At 57.8% G+C, this 20,678-nt stretch carries 23 protein-coding genes; 6 read left to right on the plus strand and 17 right to left on the minus strand.

Features of this window, described 5'->3' with window-relative positions:
• Positions 1-38 precede the first annotated feature (38 nt).
• From tolB to ACYZT2_RS22125, 12 genes are all read right to left on the minus strand, one after another.
• Positions 39-1,340: a Tol-Pal system beta propeller repeat protein TolB gene (gene tolB / locus ACYZT2_RS22070; protein WP_461967328.1), complete on the minus strand. Its 1,302-nt coding sequence runs from the start codon at positions 1,338-1,340 to the stop codon at positions 39-41.
• The gene (tolA, locus tag ACYZT2_RS22075) at positions 1,337-2,416 is read right to left on the minus strand and encodes a cell envelope integrity protein TolA (protein WP_461967330.1); all 1,080 of its coding nucleotides are present in this window, start codon (positions 2,414-2,416) and stop codon (positions 1,337-1,339) included. Before tolA ends, tolB begins: the two co-directional genes overlap by 4 nt.
• Positions 2,416-2,868 (minus strand): protein TolR, encoded by a 453-nt coding sequence (gene tolR, locus ACYZT2_RS22080; protein ID WP_461973213.1) that lies wholly within the window; start codon positions 2,866-2,868, stop codon positions 2,416-2,418. Before tolR ends, tolA begins: the two co-directional genes overlap by 1 nt.
• A gap of 23 nt (positions 2,869-2,891) precedes the next feature.
• Positions 2,892-3,587: a protein TolQ gene (tolQ, locus tag ACYZT2_RS22085; RefSeq protein ID WP_253550912.1), complete on the minus strand. Its 696-nt coding sequence runs from the start codon at positions 3,585-3,587 to the stop codon at positions 2,892-2,894.
• Positions 3,577-4,044 carry a tol-pal system-associated acyl-CoA thioesterase gene (gene ybgC, locus ACYZT2_RS22090; protein WP_007933231.1) on the minus strand — a complete coding sequence of 156 codons (468 nt, stop codon included), beginning with the start codon at positions 4,042-4,044 and terminating at the stop codon, positions 3,577-3,579. The genes tolQ and ybgC overlap by 11 nt, the downstream gene beginning before the upstream one ends.
• 127 nt (positions 4,045-4,171) lie before the next feature.
• Positions 4,172-5,233 (minus strand): Holliday junction branch migration DNA helicase RuvB, encoded by a 1,062-nt coding sequence (gene ruvB, locus ACYZT2_RS22095; RefSeq protein WP_461967333.1) that lies wholly within the window; start codon positions 5,231-5,233, stop codon positions 4,172-4,174.
• Positions 5,234-5,851: a Holliday junction branch migration protein RuvA gene (gene ruvA / locus ACYZT2_RS22100; RefSeq protein ID WP_007897033.1), complete on the minus strand. Its 618-nt coding sequence runs from the start codon at positions 5,849-5,851 to the stop codon at positions 5,234-5,236.
• Positions 5,852-5,966: 115 nt separating this feature from the next.
• Positions 5,967-6,491: a crossover junction endodeoxyribonuclease RuvC gene (ruvC, locus tag ACYZT2_RS22105; RefSeq protein ID WP_461967335.1), complete on the minus strand. Its 525-nt coding sequence runs from the start codon at positions 6,489-6,491 to the stop codon at positions 5,967-5,969.
• Positions 6,492-6,647: 156 nt separating this feature from the next.
• The gene (locus ACYZT2_RS22110) at positions 6,648-7,394 is read right to left on the minus strand and encodes a YebC/PmpR family DNA-binding transcriptional regulator (RefSeq protein WP_253550918.1); all 747 of its coding nucleotides are present in this window, start codon (positions 7,392-7,394) and stop codon (positions 6,648-6,650) included.
• Between the two features lie 125 nt (positions 7,395-7,519).
• On the minus strand, positions 7,520-9,295 hold the full coding sequence (gene aspS, locus ACYZT2_RS22115; RefSeq protein WP_461967338.1) for an aspartate--tRNA ligase: 1,776 nt from the start codon (positions 9,293-9,295) through the stop codon (positions 7,520-7,522).
• A 121-nt stretch (positions 9,296-9,416) separates the two neighbouring features.
• Positions 9,417-9,638 (minus strand): FmdB family zinc ribbon protein, encoded by a 222-nt coding sequence (locus tag ACYZT2_RS22120; protein ID WP_010457489.1) that lies wholly within the window; start codon positions 9,636-9,638, stop codon positions 9,417-9,419.
• A 137-nt stretch (positions 9,639-9,775) separates the two neighbouring features.
• Positions 9,776-10,114, minus strand: a complete 339-nt coding sequence (locus ACYZT2_RS22125) for a ribbon-helix-helix domain-containing protein (RefSeq protein WP_305446615.1) — start codon at positions 10,112-10,114, stop codon at positions 9,776-9,778.
• A gap of 463 nt (positions 10,115-10,577) precedes the next feature.
• Between ACYZT2_RS22125 and ACYZT2_RS22130 the strand changes: the two genes are divergently transcribed.
• Positions 10,578-11,180: a cold-shock protein gene (locus tag ACYZT2_RS22130; RefSeq protein ID WP_048395645.1), complete on the plus strand. Its 603-nt coding sequence runs from the start codon at positions 10,578-10,580 to the stop codon at positions 11,178-11,180.
• A gap of 55 nt (positions 11,181-11,235) precedes the next feature.
• On the opposite strand, the gene ACYZT2_RS22135 is transcribed toward ACYZT2_RS22130, so the two are convergent.
• On the minus strand, positions 11,236-11,442 hold the full coding sequence (locus ACYZT2_RS22135) for a SlyX family protein (protein WP_253550924.1): 207 nt from the start codon (positions 11,440-11,442) through the stop codon (positions 11,236-11,238).
• 3 nt (positions 11,443-11,445) lie between these two features.
• Positions 11,446-11,871, minus strand: coding sequence for an HIT family protein (locus ACYZT2_RS22140; protein ID WP_461973215.1), 426 nt, complete (start codon positions 11,869-11,871; stop codon positions 11,446-11,448).
• 368 nt (positions 11,872-12,239) lie between these two features.
• Here ACYZT2_RS22140 and ACYZT2_RS22145 point away from each other — a divergent pair, with 368 nt between their 5' ends.
• Both ACYZT2_RS22145 and ACYZT2_RS22150 read left to right on the plus strand, forming a co-directional pair.
• Positions 12,240-12,584 (plus strand): hypothetical protein, encoded by a 345-nt coding sequence (locus tag ACYZT2_RS22145; RefSeq protein ID WP_461967341.1) that lies wholly within the window; start codon positions 12,240-12,242, stop codon positions 12,582-12,584.
• A gap of 184 nt (positions 12,585-12,768) precedes the next feature.
• Entirely contained in the window at positions 12,769-14,124 is a 1,356-nt protein-coding gene (locus ACYZT2_RS22150; RefSeq protein ID WP_461967343.1) for an OprD family porin, read from the plus strand.
• A gap of 146 nt (positions 14,125-14,270) precedes the next feature.
• On the opposite strand, the gene ACYZT2_RS22155 is transcribed toward ACYZT2_RS22150, so the two are convergent.
• Together ACYZT2_RS22155 and ACYZT2_RS22160 are read right to left on the minus strand one after the other, a co-directional pair.
• Positions 14,271-15,113, minus strand: coding sequence for a mechanosensitive ion channel family protein (locus tag ACYZT2_RS22155; protein ID WP_253550932.1), 843 nt, complete (start codon positions 15,111-15,113; stop codon positions 14,271-14,273).
• Between the two features lie 201 nt (positions 15,114-15,314).
• Complete coding sequence (locus tag ACYZT2_RS22160) at positions 15,315-15,800, minus strand: YajQ family cyclic di-GMP-binding protein (protein ID WP_007906601.1); 486 nt, start codon at positions 15,798-15,800, stop codon at positions 15,315-15,317.
• A 140-nt stretch (positions 15,801-15,940) separates the two neighbouring features.
• Between ACYZT2_RS22160 and ACYZT2_RS22165 the strand changes: the two genes are divergently transcribed.
• The 3 genes from ACYZT2_RS22165 to ACYZT2_RS22175 are packed head-to-tail and all read left to right on the plus strand — an operon-like array spanning position 15,941 to position 19,524.
• Entirely contained in the window at positions 15,941-16,858 is a 918-nt protein-coding gene (locus ACYZT2_RS22165; RefSeq protein ID WP_461967345.1) for a putative 2-dehydropantoate 2-reductase, read from the plus strand.
• Between the two features lie 45 nt (positions 16,859-16,903).
• Positions 16,904-18,940 carry a sensor histidine kinase gene (locus ACYZT2_RS22170; protein ID WP_461967347.1) on the plus strand — a complete coding sequence of 679 codons (2,037 nt, stop codon included), beginning with the start codon at positions 16,904-16,906 and terminating at the stop codon, positions 18,938-18,940.
• A 2-nt stretch (positions 18,941-18,942) separates the two neighbouring features.
• Positions 18,943-19,524, plus strand: coding sequence for a cob(I)yrinic acid a,c-diamide adenosyltransferase (locus ACYZT2_RS22175; protein WP_461967349.1), 582 nt, complete (start codon positions 18,943-18,945; stop codon positions 19,522-19,524).
• A gap of 118 nt (positions 19,525-19,642) precedes the next feature.
• On the opposite strand, the gene ACYZT2_RS22180 is transcribed toward ACYZT2_RS22175, so the two are convergent.
• Positions 19,643-20,587: a Nudix family hydrolase gene (locus ACYZT2_RS22180; protein ID WP_461967351.1), complete on the minus strand. Its 945-nt coding sequence runs from the start codon at positions 20,585-20,587 to the stop codon at positions 19,643-19,645.
• Between the last annotated feature and the right edge of the window lie 91 nt (positions 20,588-20,678).

Here is a 20,678-nt window from a genome sequence, read left to right on the forward strand (position 1 = left end):
TGAACCCCAGTGTGTTAAGTACAACGTGTAGCGCCGCGTCAGTTCAGGTAAGGGGACCAGGACGGTTCTCTGACTTCGCCTTGTGCGGTAGGAAGCGGGAGCCTCACGCGCCCATTAATGGACACGAGCATCAAGACTCCCCGGCCCTGCTGGCGGGTGGCGTAGATTACCATGGTGCCGTTGGGCGCAACAGTAGGCGACTCGTCCAGAGTGCTATCAGTGAGGATCTTTACACTACCGCGCTGCAAATCCTGGGCCGCCACCTTGAAATTGGTGAAGCCTTCCTGACGATGGATCATCACCAGGGTCTTTTCATCGGCCGACAGTTTAGGGTTGGCGTTGTAGTTACCAATAAAGGTCACACGTTCCGCACCACCACCGCTTGCGCTGGTTTTGTAGATCTGCGGCTTGCCGCCACGGTCGGAGGTGAAGTAGATGGTCGAACCATCTTTACCCCAGAACGGTTCGGTGTTGATGCCTTGACCGTTGGTGACGCGACTGATCTGACGCGAACCCAGGTTCATCACATAAATGTCCGGGTTGCCATCTTTTGACAGTACGAACGCCAAGCGCTGACCATCCGGAGACCATGCTGGCGCACCATTCAGGCCTTCGAAGTTGGTGATCTGCTCACGGCGACCGGTGTCGATGTTCTGCATGAAAATGCGCGGGCGTCTCTGCTCGAACGAAACATAGGCAATGCGCTTGCCATCCGGTGCAAAACGCGGCGACAGGATCGGCTCGCGCGATTGCAGCAGCGTCACGGCACGGGCACCGTCATAGTCCGAACGTTGCAGCGTGTAGCGAGTGTTCTTCTCGGAGAACCGCTCGGCCGTCACGTACAGCAGACGAGTCGAGAACGCGCCTTTGATACCGGTGAGTTTTTCGAACGACTGGTCGGCGATGTAGTGCGACATGTCGCGCAATTGATCGACGCTGCCCGACACGCTGCCGGTCAGCACTTGCTGCTCGGTGGCGACGTTGAACAGTGCGTATTGAACCTGCAGGCGACCGCCCGCTGGAACAATGCTGCCGACCATAACGTACTGGGCACCCAGCGCCTTGAAGTCACGGAAGATGATTTCGCTGGCCTGGCTTGGCTGGCTGATCATGTTCTGTTTCGGAAGCGGCGAGTAGTAACCCGAGTTGCGCAGGTCGTTACCGATGATTTCGGCCATGTCGTCCGGCAGCACGCTGCCGCCCTGGTTGCCGAACGGAACGACTGCGATCGGGGTGGCCCGATCACTGCCGCTGGTGACCAGAATGTTTTTTTCATCAGCTGCCGCTATCCCTGCCAGGCAGCAGATAACGACAAGCATTCCTCGAAGAAGGTTTCTCACAAGGCTAGATCCTCAGGTGTGAATGTCATCTTGAATGAACGATAGGGAGCGAAATCGCTCGGTTTCATTCCCTGCATTTCTGTCAAACGTCCAATGTTCTTGACCGCTGCTACAGCAGAAGCGTCAAACGGACCATCGCCGCTGGACTTGGCCACGCCAACCGAAGTCAACGTACCATCGGGCAACATGCCGATTTGCAACACGACCGTCATGCCTTTGCGTGCCGAAGGTGGACGAGCCCAGCCTTCCGCTGCACGAGCACGAATCAGATCATCGAAACTGCCGGCGACTTCGTCACCCTGCTCATCGGCCAAGGCCTGCTGACGCTCTGGCGTATCGGAAAGCAAATCTGCCAGGGCCTGGGCCTTTTTGTCTTCGGCGGATTTACGTGCCGCTTCCTGCGATTTTTTCTTCGCGGCATCGGCGGCAGCTTTCTTCTTCGCGTCTTCGGCGACTTTCTTCTTCGCCTCTTCAGCTTCAGATTTCTTCTTGGCGTCTTCGGCGGCTTTCTTCTTCGCGTCTTCGACGATCTTTTTCTTCGCTTCTTCAGCGGCCGCTTTCCTGGCCTCTTCTTCAGCAGCTTTCTTGGCTTCTTCTTCAGATTTCTTCTTGGCTATATCAGCCAATTGTTTCTCTTCGGCCTTTTTGGCTTCGGCGGTCTTCTTCGCTTCATCGGCTTTCTTGGCTTCATCAGCCTTTTTTGCCTCTTCCGCTTTCTTCGTCTCGTCGGCCTTCTTGGATTCTTCGGCCTTTTGAGCCGCATCTTCCTTCTTTTGTTCCGCGGCCTTGATCGCTTCCTGTTCGATCTTCTTCTGTTCCATCTGTTCGACTTCGGTCTGACGCGCGGCGGATTTCTTCGCCTCACCCGCAATCTTCTGATTGGTCTGGGTGGTCGCCTGACTTTTCGATTTCAGCTGGTACAAGGTCGCCTGGACAATCGGCTTGGCCGGCGGCAGCTCCGGTGTGAAGGCGAAACTGACAAACAGCATGCCAAAAACCAGCACGTGCAAGACAAGCGCCCAGACACTAGGCCAGAAGTAGCTTTCCGAGGCGGACGGCTCTCGCATTTGCTGCATCAGGGTGCCTCGGTAATCAAGCCAACATTACCGACCCCGGCTTTCTGCAACCCGCCCATGGCGCCCATGACGGAACCGTAATCGACGGTCTTGTCGCCGCGGATGAATACCTGGGTACGCTTGCCGCCTTCAGTACCGGCGCGAACGATCTTGGTCACAGCGTCGGTCATTTGCGCCAAGGTCATGGCCTTGTCCTGCTGCTTTTCGGTGTCGACTTCGCTGCCAAGGTTCCAGTAGTAGGTCTTGTCAGACTTGATCGAAATGGTCAGGACCTGAGTGTTGTTGTCCTGCGGCAAGGCTTCGCTGGAAACCTTGGGCAGATCAACTTTCACGCCCTGATTGAGCATCGGCGCGGTCACCATGAAGATGACCAGCAGTACCAGCATCACGTCGATGTAAGGCACCACGTTCATCTCGGCAACCGGCTTGCGCTTTTTGCGAGCTCGAGCGATTAAAGCCATTGGAAATTACCTGCTTATTCTTCGCTGGTGTGCACTTTGCGGTGCAGGATCGCCTGGAATTCATCGGCGAAGGTGTAGTAACGGCCCAGCAGGGTTTCGCTGCGAGCAGCAAAACGGTTGTACGCAATAACGGCCGGGATGGCGGCGAACAGACCGATCGCGGTAGCGATCAGTGCTTCAGCAATGCCCGGGGCCACGGTGGCCAGGGTCGCTTGCTGGGCAGTTGCCAGACCACGGAAGGAGTTCATGATGCCCCAGACCGTACCGAACAGACCGATGTACGGGCTGACGGAACCGACGGTGGCGAGGAATGGCAGGCTCTGCTCGAGCTTTTCTTCTTCGCGGGAAATGGCCACGCGCATGGCACGGGCCACGCCTTCCATGACCGCTTCCGGATCAACGCCTGACTGCTGACGCAGACGGGAGAATTCCTTGAAGCCGGCACGGAAGATCTGCTCGACGCCCGAATCCGGATCAGGGTTGCTGCCGGCCTGACGGTAGAGTTTGGACAGGTCGATACCCGACCAGAAGCGCTCTTCAAAGCTCTCCAGGGCACGTCGACCGGCGCGCAGCAAGTTGCTGCGCTGAAAGATCATGATCCATGAGGTCACCGATGCGGCTACCAGGATCAGCATTACCAGTTGCACCACGATACTGGCATTGCTGATCAGGCTCCACATGGAGGAATGGTCGACGACGTTAGCTTCCACGCTTTATCTCCTGCTTTGAGTGTGTACCCGCGCCGCTCACGTCGGCAAAGGCCGCACGTAGAGCTTCGGGAATGGCCCGGGGTTTCAAACTGTTGGTGCGCACACAGGCCACCAGAAACTGCCCTTCGCAGAGCAGCACATTATCCGTAGCCCGCCTGACCTGCTGTTTGAAGCGCAGGCTGACCCGGTTCAATTCGATTACTTCAGCGCTTACCAGCAGTTCGTCGTCCAGTCGCGCCGGCGCGTGGTAACGCGCTTCGCTGGAATGCACGACAAACAACAGGTCCTCCCCTGCCAGCGCCGACTGGGCAAAGCCCAGCTCCCGGAGCCGCTCGGTTCGAGCCCGTTCCATAAACTTGAGGTAATTGACGTAATACACGATGCCGCCCGCATCGGTGTCCTCGTAATAAACGCGACAACGATGTGCGAACGGCTCAAGCCCGTTTTGCGCGCGCATACTCTAGTGCTTACTCCTCAGGTTGCCAATCCGGCCAGGCAACTGTTTTTCATTGATTCGCGGCTTTCTGGCGAAAGTACCGTCCTGGGACAGCACAAACCCCGAATAAATCAGCGCGCAAAGGTGATTAATCGTCCACGGCATCGCGGAACTCGTCTACCACGGGCATTTCGCCTAATCGTGACGGGATGTTTAAACCGAAGTGCAGGTACGCATGCCGAGTGACCACCCGCCCCCGCGGGGTGCGCATGATGTAGCCCTGCTGGATCAGGTACGGCTCCAGCACATCTTCAATGGTGTGACGCTCTTCACTGATGGCGGCCGCCAGGTTATCGACCCCCACCGGTCCACCGTCGAACTTCTCGATCATGGTCAGCAGCAGGCGTCGATCCTGATGGTCGAAGCCACGCTCGTCGACATCCAGCAGGTTCAGCGCCAGGTCGGCGATCGGTTTGGTGATATGGCCTTTGGCACGAACCTCGGCGAAATCCCGTACCCGGCGCAGCAAGCGGTTGGCGATCCGCGGCGTGCCACGGGCACGGCGGGCAATTTCGAAGGCGCCTTCCGGGTCCAGCGGCAAGCCGAGAATATTCGCCGAACGGCTGACAATCGTCGACAGGTCAGCAGTGTTGTAGAACTCAAGACGCTGGACGATCCCGAAACGGTCGCGCAACGGGTTGGTCAGCATGCCGGCACGAGTGGTTGCGCCTACCAGGGTGAATGGCGGCAGATCGAGTTTGATCGAGCGCGCGGCCGGCCCTTCGCCGATCATGATGTCGAGCTGGAAATCCTCCATGGCCGGGTACAGCACTTCTTCGACGATCGGCGACAACCGATGGATTTCGTCGATGAACAGCACATCATGGGGCTCAAGGTTAGTCAGCAACGCCGCAAGATCACCCGGACGCTCAAGGACCGGGCCCGAGGTGCTTTTGATCGACACGCCCATTTCCTGGGCAATGATGTTGGCCAGGGTGGTTTTACCCAGGCCCGGCGGGCCGAAAATCAGCGTGTGATCCAGAGATTCATTGCGCCCACGCGCGGCCTGGATGAACAACTCCATTTGCTCGCGAACAGTTGGCTGGCCAATGTACTCGGCCAGGCTGACGGGACGAATCGCCCGGTCCTGGACTTCCTCGCGGTCACGGGGACCACCCGTGGCAGCGATCAGACGATCAGCTTCAATCACTTAGATCATTCCCTTCAGGGCACGACGAATCATGTCTTCACTGCTCAAACCTTTCTCCTTGATCGCGGAAATCGCCTTGCTGGCCTCCTGCGGCTTGTAGCCCAGGGAAATCAGCGCGCTGACCGCGTCATTTTCGGCGGTGGCGACCGGAGCTGGCGCATCTGGCCCACCCGGCTGGTTTGGCACCAACGCGAACATCGCCGGCACGGTTTCCCAGGCCTTGAAGCGATCCTTGAGCTCCACCAGCAAACGCTCGGCCGTCTTCTTGCCCACACCCGGCACCTTGGTCAGCGCCGACGTGTCCTGGGATTGCACGCAACGAACCAGCTCGTCGACCTCCAGGCTCGACATCAAGGCCAGCGCCAGTTTCGGCCCCACACCATTGAGACGGATCAGCTCGCGAAAAAAATCTCGCTCGCGCTTGCCGAAGAAGCCATAGAGTAACTGCGCGTCTTCGCGCACGACCAAATGGGTGTGCAAGGTCAGCGGTTCACCGACCGACGGCAAGCGATAAAGCGTGGTCATGGGCACTTCCAGCTCATACCCCAGACCGTTTACATCCAGAATCAGGTGCGGCGGCTGTTTCTCAGCCAAAGTGCCGCGCAAGCGTCCAATCACGTTTCAGATCCTTGAGCCTTGGCCAGATCAGTGCTGGCGACTGACAGAACAAGGGTTTTGCGCCGACAACACAGGCGCAAAACCCTCATTCCATAAAAAATGATTGCTGATGCTATCAGAGACGCAGGCGCCCGCCACGACTGCGTGCTGTACCCAGACCATGAGGCAACAGGCTGGAACGGGTGTGAGCGTGGCAAATCGCGATGGCCAGGGCATCCGAAGCATCGATTTGCGGCTTGCTGGTCAGCTTCAGCATGTGCATGACCATCATTTGCACCTGCTCCTTGTTCGCCGCGCCGGTGCCGGTCACTGCCTGTTTGACTTGGGTCGCGGTGTATTCGGCGATTTCCAGGCTTTCCTCGGCACCGGCCACGATGGCTGCGCCGCGAGCCTGGCCGAGTTTGAGGGCGGAATCGGCATTGCGGGCCATGAAGACTTTTTCGATGCCCATGGTCACCGGGCTGTAGGTCTGGATCACTTCACGCACGCCGCGATAGACGATTTGCAGGCGTTCATGCAGCTCGCCGGAGCCCGTGCGAATGCAGCCCGACGCCACGTACACGCAGCCACGCCCGGTATCACGTACCACGCCATAACCGGTGATACGCGAACCGGGGTCGATACCAAGAATTAAAGTCATAACGCCTGCAGCTTCAGTAAAAGCACGATATTCATTACAGCGAAAAAACTGTGGGAGCGAGCCTGCTCGCGAAAACGGTTTCATATTCAGCAACAATGTTGCCTGAAATTCCGCATTCGCGAGCAGGCTCGCTCCCACATTGAATCTTAGTCGCCCTTAACCGAGCTGTGCGGCCACCGACTCCGGAATGTCGGCGTTGGAATAAACGTTCTGCACGTCATCCAGGTCTTCGAGCATGTCGATCAGCTTCAGAACCTTCTCGGCGCCTTCCAGGTCCAGTTCGGCGCTGGTGGTCGGCAGCATGACGATTTCCGCGTCATCGCCCTTGAAGCCGGCGGCCTCCAAAGCGTTGCGCACGGAATAGAAGCCGGCGAACGAGGTGAACACGTCGATGGAGCCGTCTTCGTGGGTCACCACGTCATCGGCGTCGGCTTCCATGGCCGCTTCCATCAATGCATCTTCATCAACGCCTGGCGCAAAGGAAATCTGCCCCTTGCGCTCGAACAGATAAGCCACTGAACCGTCGGTGCCAAGGTTGCCGCCGCATTTGCTGAATGCATGGCGAACCGCCGCTGCGGTGCGATTGCGGTTGTCGGTCATGCATTCGACCATCACCGCCACACCGCCCGGGCCGTAACCTTCGTAGGTCAGTTCGACCATGTCATCGGTATCGGCAGCACCGGCGCCGCGAGCAACTGCGCGGTCGATGATGTCGCGGCTCATGTTCGCACCCAACGCTTTATCCAGTGCCAGACGCAGGCGCGGGTTGGAGCCTGGATCAGCGCCGCCCTGACGAGCAGCAACCGTCAGTTCACGAATCCACTTGGTGAAAATCTTGCCCTTCTTGGCATCCTGACGTTCTTTGCGGTGCTTGATGTTCGCCCACTTGGAATGACCCGCCATAACTCGCTCCGAATTATCTTTGAAACATTGCCCGCCACGCCATGATGCGCCAGCCAGCAAAAAAAAATCTCGACCTTATCTATAAAAGAAGGGGCACATCCGCAGATGCGCCCCTCAGGTCAGTCTTACTCTGCCTTCGGCGTTTCGCGCAGACGAATATGCAGTTCGCGCAATGCCTTGGCATCCACCAGCCCCGGTGCCTGAGTCATGACGCAGGCAGCACTCTGGGTTTTCGGGAAGGCGATCACTTCACGGATCGACTGGGCGCCGGTCATCAGCATCACCAGACGGTCCAGACCGAAGGCCAAGCCACCGTGCGGCGGCGCGCCGTATTTCAGGGCGTCGAGCAGGAAGCCGAATTTCTCTTCCTGTTCTGCTTCGCTGATACCCAACAGACGGAACACCGACTGTTGCATTTCCTTACGGTGGATACGGATCGAACCGCCACCCAGTTCGGTGCCGTTCAGGACCATGTCGTAGGCACGGGACAGCGCGGTTGCCGGGTTGGCTTCCAGTTCTTCCGGCGAGCACTTCGGTGCGGTAAACGGGTGGTGCAACGCGGTTAGGCTGCCGTCGTCGTTCTCTTCGAACATCGGGAAGTCGACGACCCACAGCGGGGCCCATTCGCAGGTCAGCAGGTTCAGATCATGACCGACCTTGATCCGCAGCGCGCCCAAGGCTTCGCTGACGATCTTGGCTTTGTCGGCGCCGAAGAACACGATGTCGCCATCGACTGCACCGACGCGATCGAGGATCACGTTGAGGTTGGCCTCAGGGATGTTTTTCACGATCGGCGACTGCAGACCTTCAACACCGGCAGCGCGCTCGTTAACTTTGATGTACGCCAAGCCCTTGGCACCATAGATGCCGACGAACTTGGTGTAATCGTCGATCTGCTTGCGCGGCATGCTCGCCCCGCCTGGAACGCGCAAGGCGGCGATACGGCATTTCGGGTCATTGGCCGGGCCGCTGAACACCTTGAAGTCGACTTCCTTGAGCTGGTCGGCAACGTCTACCAGTTCCAGCGGGTTACGCAGGTCCGGCTTGTCGGAACCGTAACGACGCATGGCCTCGTCCCAGGTCATGTGCGGGAAATCACCGAATTCCAGACCCAGCACTTCCTTGAACAGGTTGCGGATCATGCCTTCGGTGAGGCCGATGATGTCTTTTTCATCGAGGAAGCTGGTTTCGATGTCGATCTGGGTGAATTCAGGTTGACGGTCGGCACGCAGGTCTTCATCGCGGAAGCACTTGGCGATCTGATAGTAACGATCGAAGCCGGCGACCATCAGCAGTTGCTTGAACAGCTGCGGCGATTGCGGCAAGGCGAAGAAGGAACCGGCGTGGGTACGGCTCGGCACCAGATAGTCGCGCGCGCCTTCCGGGGTCGCACGGGTCAGGATCGGCGTCTCGACGTCGAGGAAGCCGTTCTCGTCCAGGTAACGACGGATGCTGGTGGTCATGCGCGAACGCAGACGCAGCTTTTCGAGCATTTCCGGGCGACGCAGGTCGATGAAGCGATAACGCAGGCGGGTTTCTTCGCCGACGTCGGAAAACTCGTTCAGCGGGAACGGCGGGGTTTCCGCTTCGTTCAACACTTCCAGCTCATAGCCCAGCACTTCGATCATGCCCGACGCCATGTTGGCGTTGCCGGCACCGGCCGGACGCAGGCGCACCTTACCGGTGACCTTGACCACGTATTCGCTGCGCACACGATCGGCGGCGGCGAAGGTTTCAGCGCGGTCCGGGTCGAACACCACCTGGGCCAGACCGTCACGATCACGGATATCGAGGAAAATCACCCCACCGTGGTCACGGCGACGGTGAACCCATCCGCAAAGGGTAATTTCCTGGCCTTCCAGGCTTTCGTTCAGTTGGCCGCAATAATGGCTGCGCATCATGGTAGTGGTTTCGCTTCTCGTAATTCGAAATTCGGTTGGAGGTCTTGCCGCCCCCCGCACTTGAATAAGGTGCCGGATGATGCAAGAGCTCGCGCGTGTCATTCAGCCCGGGCGCTAGACCCTAGTCAGCTTTGTCGCCACCGGCCAGATTTTTCTTGGAACCGGTCTTGAAGTCGGTTTCGTACCAGCCGGTGCCGCTGAGGCGGAAGCCCGGCATGGACAGCATCTTTTTAAGCTCTGGCGCCTGGCAGGCAGGGCAGTCGACCAGCGGTGCTGCGCTGATCTTTTGAATGGCTTCCAACTGATGACCACAGGAAGCACATTGATAGTCGTACATCGGCATGGGGGTTGTCTCGGCGATCAGATTGCTACCGCGCATGCTGGGCTTTGCGGCAAAGGGCGGGATTATATCCATTAAATGCAGCCTGTGCAGCCGTAAGACTGCACAGACCGACACTCGACCCGATCAACCGCCAACCGCTAGGCCATGACGAGGCAACTTCCCTCCTTCAGGCTGTGCACGACGCAGACAACCCGCACCAGCCCGGTGAAGTTTTTCACCCCGCCATGGCGCAAATGCACTTCGCGGTCCACATGGGACAACAGCGCACTGATCGAGCAGCAATTGACCTTGGCCATATCACTCAAAATATCCCAATAAACCTGCTCCAGTCGCAAACAGGTCGCAAAGCCATTCAAACGCACTGACCGGGATAATGGCTGGGCCAGGCCCATATCGAATTCGCTGACAAATGAATCAATCCTTACTTCCTTGAGTGGACCGACCCTCCCCTCGCTTCGTCTCTCTTGATAAACCATACCGTTGACACTCCTTTGCCATCCTTGCTGCTTATAAGAGTCATATTCCGTTTCCTTATAAAAGCGCAGGCGTACAGGGATATCCAGATGACTTTATGACCATCGACGTAGGATAAGCCAACAACAAAGGGGAGATCATGGAGCACGTCCTAGGCCGGACGATTTCCTACGAAAACTGACGCAACATCACTCAATGAAAGGCAAAAGATCCGAGGAACACAGCGCGCAAACAACACTCAGCAAGCGTTATCTGCTCAGCGGCCAGAAGCAGCACCGCCGGACTGCCTGATTTGAGTAGCTGCGGGCTTTGCTGTTAAATAGGCAGTGTGTCGCTACCGCCTATTTTTCCGGGGGCTGCGCATAGGCTGATAGCGGGTACGTGTCCAACGCCTCTTATTGTTCTGAAGCGAACCGTGCTCCATCAGCTCTTCCTTGTGATCCGTCTTAACGTGAGTTAATCAAAATGTTGAAAATCGTCCACCTGCTAATGGGCGCAGCAGCCCTGCTGCTGTCCTTCATCCCTAGCCTGCGATCCGAAGCAGTACCTTACCTGCAACAACCCGATGCGCTGTACCTGGCCTTTTTCGGCCTGCTCAACCTCACCCTTGCACCTGTTATCCCTTACTGGAACAAAGGCCCGCGTCATCAACTGCAAAACCTGGTCAGCGCCTTGCTGGTTCTGGCTGTCGTGCTGCAAACCCTGACGCTGATCGCCCCGATGCCTGTCATCGCCGGTCAACCTGCCGTTCTGTTCAGTCTGGTCGTTGCCCTGATCGCCATTCTTTTGCACCTGGCCGTCAGCTTCTACAAATCTTCACCGGCCGCCGCCTCGCCAAGCTATGACATGAGCAACCGCGATACTGGCACCGTCAAATGGTTCAACACCTCCAAAGGCTTCGGCTTTATTTCCCGTGATTCCGGCGATGATATTTTCGTGCACTTCCGGGCAATTCGCGGCGAAGGCCACCGTGTTCTGGTCGAAGGCCAGCGCGTGGAGTTCTCTGTCATGAACCGTGACAAAGGCCTGCAAGCCGAAGATGTGATCGCCGCCCTGCCGCGTCGCTGATTCCAAGGCTAAAAAAAACCGCGAATAATCGTTCGCGGTTTTTTTTGCCTGCATTTCAGTAATGCGGCGGTGGCGCTTCTTCTTCGAAAGACTCGAACTGACCGACCATTTCCTCCTGCCGCTTGAGCAGCGCCATCATTTGCAGTTGCAAGCGCTCAACCGCGTGCTGCTGCGCCGCCAGCACATCATTCAATGTCTGGATGGTGTCATCCTGAAACGCCAACTGGCTTTCCAGATCGGTAACGCGTTCTTCCAGGCTCATGACTCAACCCTCCAGAAACGTGAAGTCATCGGTCAACACCAGACGCAACCGTTCGCGAATCGTCGCGATCTGCTCTGGACTGTAGGGTTTGGCTTGCTGATTGCCCCAGACCGGGGCTGGCCAGGCGGCGTCCTCACGCTTGCGCACAATCACATGCATGTGCAACTGACTGACGACATTACCCAAGGCCGCGACGTTCAACTTGTCCGCATCGAACGAGTCCTTGAGCATTTCCGCCAGCGCGGTCGTTTCCTGCCACAGCTGCTGTTGATCTGCGACATCTAACTGAAATATCTCACTGATATCCTCGCGGCGGGGCACGAGGATGAACCACGGGTAATTCGAATCATTGGACAACAGCAACCGACAGAGCGGGAAATCGCCGATAGGCAATGTGTCTTGTTGAAGTCGTGGATCTAAAGCGAACACAGCGCGCACTCCCCTCTGGTGATCTTTTTTCAGCTTAGCGCCCATGCCAAAAGACGGCGCGCCAAGCGACAGGACGGCAGCATACCTGCGAACGCCACGCGCTTCACGACGAACTGCCACCTCCATCGTTTCCGAGCGCCCCGACATGAGCCATTTTGAGCCGGGGCGCACCACGACAGAACCAGCAGCCACATAAAAAATGCCGAAATGACCGAAAAACAACGCGCCGTCCGGATCCACCACACAGCGGCGTTGTGTGAATTCAGTACAGCAATTGAAATTTTTTGCACCAAAACCGCACAACGCGTCTACGCTCAGTGCGTCAGCATCCGCCAACTACTCACTGGCGGGGTGAACCGGTAACGTTTTTGGTTGTCTCCCCGCAGATTCGACGGGATAACCACGATGCAAAGCATGGCGTCAAGCCCAAGAAAAAAGAGCTTGAACCCCCCGGTTTTATGAGGTTTTTTCAGCAGCAGGCACGCCTTCGAAAAAAAACAGCAACAGAATTCCGATTTGTGCACGCTTGTTGCATTCACACCCGTATCGTCTATAAGCGCTCCGCTGGAAGTGGAAGCCTTAAGGCCAATAAAAACAGTGGCAGGGTTGCCCGAATGGAGATTCAAGTGCAGGACCAGGGACTCTTTTTTACCGATGCTCAAGTCATGGAAAACAACGTTGAAGTTGTCAGTCCGATTGCGTCGGGATTGTGAATTTGCGACATCTACCCCGCCATTTGCGACAGGGTCGTAAAGAAGCTGAAAGGTTAGATCCGCAAGTATCGCCAACATGGTCGGCGTGATATAAGTTTGCGCCGACACAAAAAGAAAGAGCCGCCCGGATAATAAAACAGGCGGGACGGCAGTACTCTTCTAAAAACCAAAGGAGCAAATCACGATGCGCGTGATGAAGTGGAGCATGATCGCACTGGCAGTTGCAGCAGCAGCCAGTACTCAAATGGCTACGGCCGCACCTTTCGTAAGTGACCAGGCTGAAGCCAAAGGTTTTGTTGAAGACGCCAAGTTCGACTTGCTGCTTCGCAACTATTACTTCAACCGTGATAACAAAGATCGCAACCGCGACCAAAAAGACTGGACCCAGGGCATTTGGGGCAACTTCAGCTCCGGTTACACCCAAGGTACCGTTGGCGTTGGCATTGATGCGTTCGGTTACCTGGCCGTCAAACTGGATGGCGGCGATGGCACTTCCGGCACGGGTAACATGAGCCGTAGCGACACCCGCAAGGCCAACGGTTATGCCCGTGAAGTCAACGACAGCCAGGGCAAAGCCGGCGGAGCCATTAAATTCCGCGTTTCCAAAACCGAGTTGAAATTCGGTGACATGCAGCCAAGCACTGCTCCAGTGTTCGCTGTTGGCGGCTCCCGGACCCTTCCGCAAACTGCCCGCGGCTTCCAACTGCAGAGCAGCGAAGTCAAAGACCTTGACCTTGAAGCCGGTCACTTTTACTCGGCGTCCAGTCAAGACAAAAACGCACTTGACGGCGATCTGTGGTCACAATATGCCGACAATATTAAAGCCAACTCCATCGACTACTTTGGTGGTAAGTACGGCATCACTGACAACCTGTCCGCATCGCTGTATGGCGCAAAACTGGAAGACGTTTGGAACCAGTACTACGCCAACCTGAACTACACCATCCCGATGGGTGGCGATCAGTCGCTCAACCTGGACGGTAACATCTACAACACCAAAGATACCGGTGACGCCAAAGCTGGCGAGATCAGCAATACCACGTTCTCCCTGGCAGCCGCTTTCTCGTTCCTGAGAGCGCACACGATCACCGTCGCCTTCCAGAAGGTCAACGGTGACACTCCGTTCGACTACATCGGGGTAGGCAAGAACAACCGCGGCGGCGACTCGATCTTTCTCGCCAACTCCATCCAGTACTCTGACTTCAACGCTCCTAACGAGAAGTCCGCCCAGGTTCGTTACGACCTGAAGATGGCTGAGTACGGCGTACCTGGTTTGAGCTTCATGACCCGTTACGCTAAAGGCTGGGATATCGACGGCACCAAAATGGACGCCGACGGCCCATACGCTGCCTATGGTTATGGCGAAGATGGCAAGCACCACGAAACCAACCTCGAAGCCAAATACGTAGTTCAGGCAGGCCCGGCTAAAGATCTTTCCTTCCGCATTCGTCAGGCGTGGCACCGCGCCAATACCGACCAGGCTGAAGGCGATATCAACGAGTTCCGTCTGATCGTCGACTACCCGATTTCGGTTCTGTAATTGCCGAAAGCCAGTTCGCGGTAATCAAAAAAAGGCCCATCTTCGGATGGGCCTTTTTTATTGCCTACAACACTGCGTTTAACAGATCGGGCCTCTTGCAGAACTTGCCTGACCGAAAGGTCAGACATTAGCTGAAAGACCAATCATTACACCGTTGCCGATTCCTGAACCACTCGAATAACCCGCTGCGGAAACGGAATATCAATACCCGCTGCCTTCAAACGATCTCGGGCGTGCTCGTTAAACATGAACAGCACATTCCAGTAATCAGCGGTCTTGACCCACACTCGCAGCGAAACAGTGATCGAGCTTTCGCCCAGCATTGAAATGACCGCTTCCGGTGCCGGATCAGTCAACACCCGCTCATCCCTGGCCAATTCCATTAACACTTCACGGGCCTTTTGCAGATCCGCGTGGTGATCCACACCGATATCAAACACTACTTTGCGTGTCGTTTGACGATTGGTGTTGGTGATGATGCCGTTCGACAGATTACCGTTAGGCACAATGATGGTTTTGTTATCGCCAGTACGCAGTACGGTGTGGAAGATCTGAATGCTGTCGACAGTACCGGCAACACCTTGAGCTTCGATCCAGTCACCGATACGGAACGGGCGGAACAACAGAATCAGCACGCCACCGGCGAAGTTCGCCAGGCTGCCCTGCAACGCCAGACCGATTGCCAGGCCGGCTGCACCGATGGCGGCGACGAACGAGGTGGTTTCCACACCGATCATCGACGCCACGCTGACGATCAGCAGAACCTTGAGGATGATGTTCGCCAGGCTGCTGATGAAACCCTGCAGCGCCAGATCGGCGTTACGCAACGCCAGCAGGCCACCGAGTTTTTGCGTGACCTTGTTGATCAGCCACCAACCGATGGCCAGGGTAATCACCGCCAGTAGCACGCGGCTGCCGTATTCCATGATCATCGGAACCCAAGCTTGGGATGCCTTGACCAGGTTGTCCACTTCAGCATTCAAATCCATCTTCTTTCTCCTGATTTCCGGCTACCCGGCACGCAAAAAATGAGCGGCAGAAAGACCCGCCGGGTTAAACACAATCGAGGTGGGAGCGGCGGTGCGACGATTCGACTTGCTCGCGAAAGCGGTGTGTCATTCAACAGTGATGTCGACTGATACGCCCAATTCGCGAGCAAACTCGCTCCCACAAGGTTCCCGCCTGAAAAGTCAGTCGCGGAAGTTATTGAACTGCAGCGGCATGTCGAACGTCTTGGCGCGCAGGGCGGCAATCGCTTCCTGCAAATCGTCACGCTTTTTGCCGGTGATGCGCACTTGCTCGCCCTGAATGGCGGCCTGGACCTTGAGCTTGGCGTCTTTGACGTGAGCGACGATTTTCTTCGCCAACTCTTTGTCGATGCCTTCCTTGAGGACCGCTTCCTGCTTCATCAACTTGCCCGACGCGTAGGCGTCCTTGACCTCAAGGCACTGCACGTCGATCTTGCGCTTGACCAAGGCCAGCTTGAGGATCTCGATCATCGCTTCGAGCTGGAAATCGGCTTCCGCGGTCAGGTTGACGGTCAGGTCCTTTTCCTTGAACTCGAAGGTGCCTTTGCCTTTCAGGTCATAACGACGATCGAGTTCCTTGACGGCGTTCTCGACCGCGTTGGTGACTTCGTGTTTGTCCAGTTCGGATACCACGTCGAACGACGGCATGTAATCTCTCCAATAAAAAGGCACGCTCGATAACGATGGAGCGCGCTTGGCTTGCGGTTAAAATCGGGCTCATTATAACGGGTCTTTTCCAACCGATACTGCGAGCCTCACATGCCAGCGTCAAACCGAGCAAAAAGCTGATGTCCACCCCTTGGCATATTCTGGGTGCCGGCAGCCTCGGCACCCTTTGGGCCACACGTCTGGCACGGGCGGATGTGCCGGTCAGGCTGATCGTGCGCGACGCGACACGCTTGCAGGCCTATCAGGCGGCGGGCGGGCTGACGCTGGTCGAACACGGCGAAGCGCAGCTGTATCCGGTGCCCGCCGAGACACCTGACAGCGGCGTCCCTATCAGCCGTCTGCTGGTGGCCTGCAAAGCCTATGACGCCGAAAACGCCGTGGCCCGGCTCGCCCATCGCCTGACACCCGACGCCGAGCTGATCCTGTTGCAGAATGGTCTCGGCAGTCAGGACGCGGTTGCCGCGCAGGTGCCTCAGGCGCGCTGCATCTTAGCCTCCAGCACCGAAGGCGCGTTTCGCGATGGCGACTGGCGTGTTGTGTTCGCCGGCCACGGCTACACCTGGCTGGGGGATGTCGGCCATCCGGTAGCGCCGATCTGGCTGGAGGACTTGAGCGCCGCCGGTATTCCCCATGAGTGGAGCACGGACATCTTCACAAGGCTGTGGCGAAAACTGGCGCTCAATTGTGCGATCAACCCACTGACCGTGCTGCACGACTGCCGCAACGGCGGTTTGCAGCAACATCATTGCGAAGTCGCCACTTTGTGCACCGAACTCACCGATCTGCTGGAGCGTTGCGGCCAGCCGGCAGCGGCGCAAAATCTTCAGGAGGAAGTCGAACGGGTGATCCAGGCCACCGCGGCCAACTTCTCCTCGATGTACCAGGACGTCGCAAATCGGCGGCGCACCGAAATCAGCTACCTGTTGGGCCATGCCTGCAAAGTCGCGTCGCGGCATCAGTTGAACCTGCCCCACCTCAGTCAATTGCAGCAGCGCTTGATCACTCATCTGCACAGCCTTGGATTGCCCAGCGACTGAGCAGCGGCTACGCTGGCCACTTGTTCCTTTTCAGCGATGAACCTGATGCCATTGCGCCAGCGCCTTGAAAACCTCCCAGTCGGCCAGAAATTGCTGGCCGCCCTGCTGGTGCTGTTGACCACCGTTTTGCTGGTCGCCAACCTGACCTTTATCAGCGCCGCCTATTACATCTCCCAGGAAAGCATGGCCCCCCAGGCCTTGCAGACCATCGGCCGACTGGTGTCCAACCCGAGCCTGATCTCCGACGCCTTGAAGTCGCCACAAACCGCCGAACGCCTGCTTAACGAACTCAACAGCTATACACCGCTGCGCGCGGCAGCGCTCTATGACGGTAAAGGTGTGCGTCTGGCGCAGTTGCAGCAGGGCGACACGTTGAGCCTGCCGGAGCATTACCGGCACCTCGAAGCCTGGCAAGCCACGGAGTTTCGCAGCAATCAAGTGATTACCCTGCCTCGTCCCGGCGTTGCGCCGGGGCACTTGCTGCTGGTGGCCAGCAGCGAATTGCCGATGGCGTTCTACACCGGGACCCTGACCGCCAGCCTGGGGATTCTGATCTTCAGCGTGCTGTTGTGGCTGGTGATCGCCCGGCAGATCAAACGCCTGATTACCCGGCCGATCCATCAGCTCGAAGAGTTGTCCCGGCAAGTGACCCGGGAAGAGAACTACGCTCTGCGCGCCTCTCGCGGCAACCACGACGAAATCGGCAGCCTCGCCGAAGCGTTCAACACCATGCTCTCGCGCATCGAGGCCCGGGAGCAGCAACTCAAGCGCGCTCGCGACGACTCCCAGGCCGCTTACGATCAGGCCCAGGGGCTGGCCGAAGAAACCCGTCACACCAACCGTAAGTTGGAGCTGGAAGTTCAGGTGCGCAGCAAGATCGAAAAGAAACTCACCGGGTTCCAGAACTACCTCAACAGCATCATCGACTCCATGCCGTCGGCACTGATCGCCCTCGACGAGCAGCTCTACGTGACCCAGTGGAATCAGGAAGCCAGCGCCCTATCCGGCACGCGCCTCGCCGAAGCCTTGAACCAGCCGATCTTCCTCGCCTTCGAACCGCTCAAGCCGTTCCTGCCGCAGCTCAGGCAAACCGTCGAGCAGCACACGGTGGCGAAAATCGAGCGTGTTACCTGGCTCAAGGACGACGAGCCACGGCATTACGCCCTGACGTTCTACCCGTTGATGGGCGGTGCCGGGCGCGGCGTGGTGATCCGGATCGACGACATCACTCAGCGTCTGTCCCTGGAAGAAATGATGGTGCAGTCGGAAAAAATGCTCTCGGTCGGTGGCCTCGCGGCCGGCATGGCCCATGAGATCAATAATCCGTTGGGCGCAATCCTGCACAACGTGCAGAACATTCGTCGGCGCCTGTCACCCGATCTGCCGAAAAACCTCGAACAGGCCGAGCAACTGGGCATTGAGCTGGAAACGGTCAACCAGTATTTGAAAGCTCGCGAAGTGCCGCAGTTACTCGATGGCATTCAACAGGCCGGCGCCCGGGCGGCAAAAATCGTGACGCACATGCTCAGCTTCAGCCGCCGCAGTACCCGGCAAATGGCTCCCTGCGATTTGCCGGCGTTGATTGATCAAGCGGTGGAAATTGCCGGCAACGACTTCGACCTCGCTATCGGCTTCGACTTCAAGGGCCAAGCGATCATTCGGCAGTTCGATCCGGCATTGGGCCCGGTGCCCGGCACCGCCAACGAACTGGAACAGGTACTGCTCAATCTGCTGAAAAACGCCGCGCAAGCCATTCACCAGCGCACAGATGATCGCGAACCGGGGCGGATCATTCTGCGTACAAAACTGAACCCGCCATGGGCAGAAATCCAGGTCGAGGATAACGGCATCGGCATGAGCGAGAGCGTGCGCAAACGCACGTTCGAGCCGTTCTTCACCACCAAGGAAATCGGTCAGGGCACCGGCCTTGGGCTCTCGGTCTCGTACTTCATCATCACCAATAACCACAAAGGCCAGATGGAAGTGCAATCGACGCCGGGCCAAGGCACCTGTTTCACCTTGCGCCTGCCGTTGTCGGGCACTGCGGTGGTCTCTCAAGAACTCAATCAGCTGTCGAGGTAACCATGGGCTTTCGTTTGTCGAAGATTTACACCCGCACTGGCGACAAAGGCGAAACCGGTCTCGGCGATGGCCGCCGGGTGCCCAAGGACCATCCGCGCATCGAGGCCATTGGCGAAGTCGATACGCTGAACAGCCAGGTGGGTGTGTTGTTGGCCGGGTTAACGGCGCACAGTGATACGTATCCGGGGCTGAACGAAGTGATCGAGGTATTGGCGCCCTGCCAGCATCGGTTGTTCGACTTGGGCGGCGAACTGGCGATGCCGGTGTATCAGGCACTGAACACGGCAGAAATCGAGCGCCTGGAAGCGGCGATTGATGTGTGGAATGAAGAGTTGGGGCCGCTGGAGAATTTCATCCTGCCCGGCGGTTCGGCACTGATCGCCCAGGCTCATGTATGCCGCTGCCTGGCACGCAGTGCCGAGCGTCGGTGTCAGCAGTTGAATGCGATCGAGCCGTTGGCCGGGGTTGGGCTGGCGTATATCAATCGGTTGTCGGATTTGTTGTTTGTGGCGGCGAGGCTGATTGCCAAGCGTCAGGGGATTGCCGAGATTTTGTGGCAAGCGGCGGCGAAACCCCAAGTTTAGTCGGCGCGTCCGAAGACGCCATCGCGAGCAGGCTCGCTCCCACATTGGATTTGTGTGCACCTCGATCCACTGTGGGAGCGAGCCTGCTCGCGATGAGGCCAGTGGCTACACCGCAGAATCAGGCTTCAGGCCAAAACGCCCGAATCCCCGCCACACCCTGCGCCCCTGCTTCCCAAGCTTTTTGCCGCTCTGCCGGGCCAACCCCACCAAGCAAAAACACCGGCTTGCTGAAGCCCTCGATCAAGGTCGAAGCCTGCTCCCAGCCCAGTGGCAGCGCATCCGGATGAGTCTGCGTCGGCTGCACCGGAGACAGGGTCACGAAGTCCACGCCCATCTGCTCGGCCAGCGCCAGTTCCTCAGCATTGTGGCAAGACGCCGCCAACCAGCGCGACGCCGGTAGCGGACGCCCCGCTGCCGCGTACTTGCGCAACTGCGCCGAAGTAATGTGCCAACCGGCGGACGGGAAGTCCCCCAGCCATTCAAACGGCCCCTTGATCATCAACTGCGCCTTGCCGGCACACAGCCCCGCCGCGTCCACCGCCAAATCGCGGTATTGCGGGTCGTAGCCGTTAGGCGCGCGCAATTGAATCAGCTTGATGCCGCCAGCAATGGCTTTCTGGATACCGCGCAGCAAGGCCGGGGTTTCCAGGCCCTCCGGGGTGATCAGGTAGTCGCCGGGCAAACGGGCAGCGGCGACGATCGGCTGGTTGGCGACCGGAAATTCGTAATCCACCAATTCCCGCGCGGTCACCCAGGCCAAGGGCTGACCTTCGGCGCCATGGGGTTCACCGGTAAATGCCGAGACTTCCCAGACATCCAGCAACACCTGCTTGTCCGGGTAGTCGTGGCGGACTTTGATCATCGGTCGCGCGGTATTGACCACGATGCCCAACTCTTCGTGAAGCTCGCGAGCCAAGGCTGTCTCGACGGATTCGTCTTCCTCGACCTTTCCACCGGGGAACTCCCACAAACCGCCCTGATGCTGGGTGTCGGCACGGCGGGCAATAAGGATCTTGCCGCTGCCATCGCGGATAACCGCGGCTGCTACATGGACTCGTTTCACCGCTCTATTTCCTCCATGTTCGGGACCTTTTGATAAGGGGCACACGCCAGACTTTTTAGCGTCTGGTCGTCCGTCATCGCGAGCAGGCTCG

Source organism: Pseudomonas sp. MDT1-85 (assembly GCF_054898065.1).

Bases quoted from the DNA above. Each gene is read 5' to 3' on its own strand.
- tolA (WP_461967330.1), bottom strand. From the start codon at position 2,416: ATGCAGCAAATGCGAGAGCCGTCCGCCTCGGAAAGCTACTTCTGGCCT.
- ybgC (WP_007933231.1), bottom strand. From the start codon at position 4,044: ATGCGCGCGCAAAACGGGCTTGAGCCGTTCGCACATCGTTGTCGCGTT.
- ruvC (WP_461967335.1), bottom strand. From the start codon at position 6,491: ATGACTTTAATTCTTGGTATCGACCCCGGTTCGCGTATCACCGGTTAT.
- ACYZT2_RS22110 (WP_253550918.1), bottom strand. From the start codon at position 7,394: ATGGCGGGTCATTCCAAGTGGGCGAACATCAAGCACCGCAAAGAACGT.
- aspS (WP_461967338.1), bottom strand. From the start codon at position 9,295: ATGATGCGCAGCCATTATTGCGGCCAACTGAACGAAAGCCTGGAAGGC.
- ACYZT2_RS22120 (WP_010457489.1), bottom strand. From the start codon at position 9,638: ATGCCGATGTACGACTATCAATGTGCTTCCTGTGGTCATCAGTTGGAA.
- ACYZT2_RS22125 (WP_305446615.1), bottom strand. From the start codon at position 10,114: ATGGTTTATCAAGAGAGACGAAGCGAGGGGAGGGTCGGTCCACTCAAG.
- ACYZT2_RS22130 (WP_048395645.1), top strand. From the start codon at position 10,578: ATGTTGAAAATCGTCCACCTGCTAATGGGCGCAGCAGCCCTGCTGCTG.
- ACYZT2_RS22135 (WP_253550924.1), bottom strand. From the start codon at position 11,442: ATGAGCCTGGAAGAACGCGTTACCGATCTGGAAAGCCAGTTGGCGTTT.
- ACYZT2_RS22150 (WP_461967343.1), top strand. From the start codon at position 12,769: ATGCGCGTGATGAAGTGGAGCATGATCGCACTGGCAGTTGCAGCAGCA.
- ACYZT2_RS22155 (WP_253550932.1), bottom strand. From the start codon at position 15,113: ATGGATTTGAATGCTGAAGTGGACAACCTGGTCAAGGCATCCCAAGCT.
- ACYZT2_RS22160 (WP_007906601.1), bottom strand. From the start codon at position 15,800: ATGCCGTCGTTCGACGTGGTATCCGAACTGGACAAACACGAAGTCACC.
- ACYZT2_RS22165 (WP_461967345.1), top strand. From the start codon at position 15,941: ATGTCCACCCCTTGGCATATTCTGGGTGCCGGCAGCCTCGGCACCCTT.
- ACYZT2_RS22170 (WP_461967347.1), top strand. From the start codon at position 16,904: ATGCCATTGCGCCAGCGCCTTGAAAACCTCCCAGTCGGCCAGAAATTG.
- ACYZT2_RS22175 (WP_461967349.1), top strand. From the start codon at position 18,943: ATGGGCTTTCGTTTGTCGAAGATTTACACCCGCACTGGCGACAAAGGC.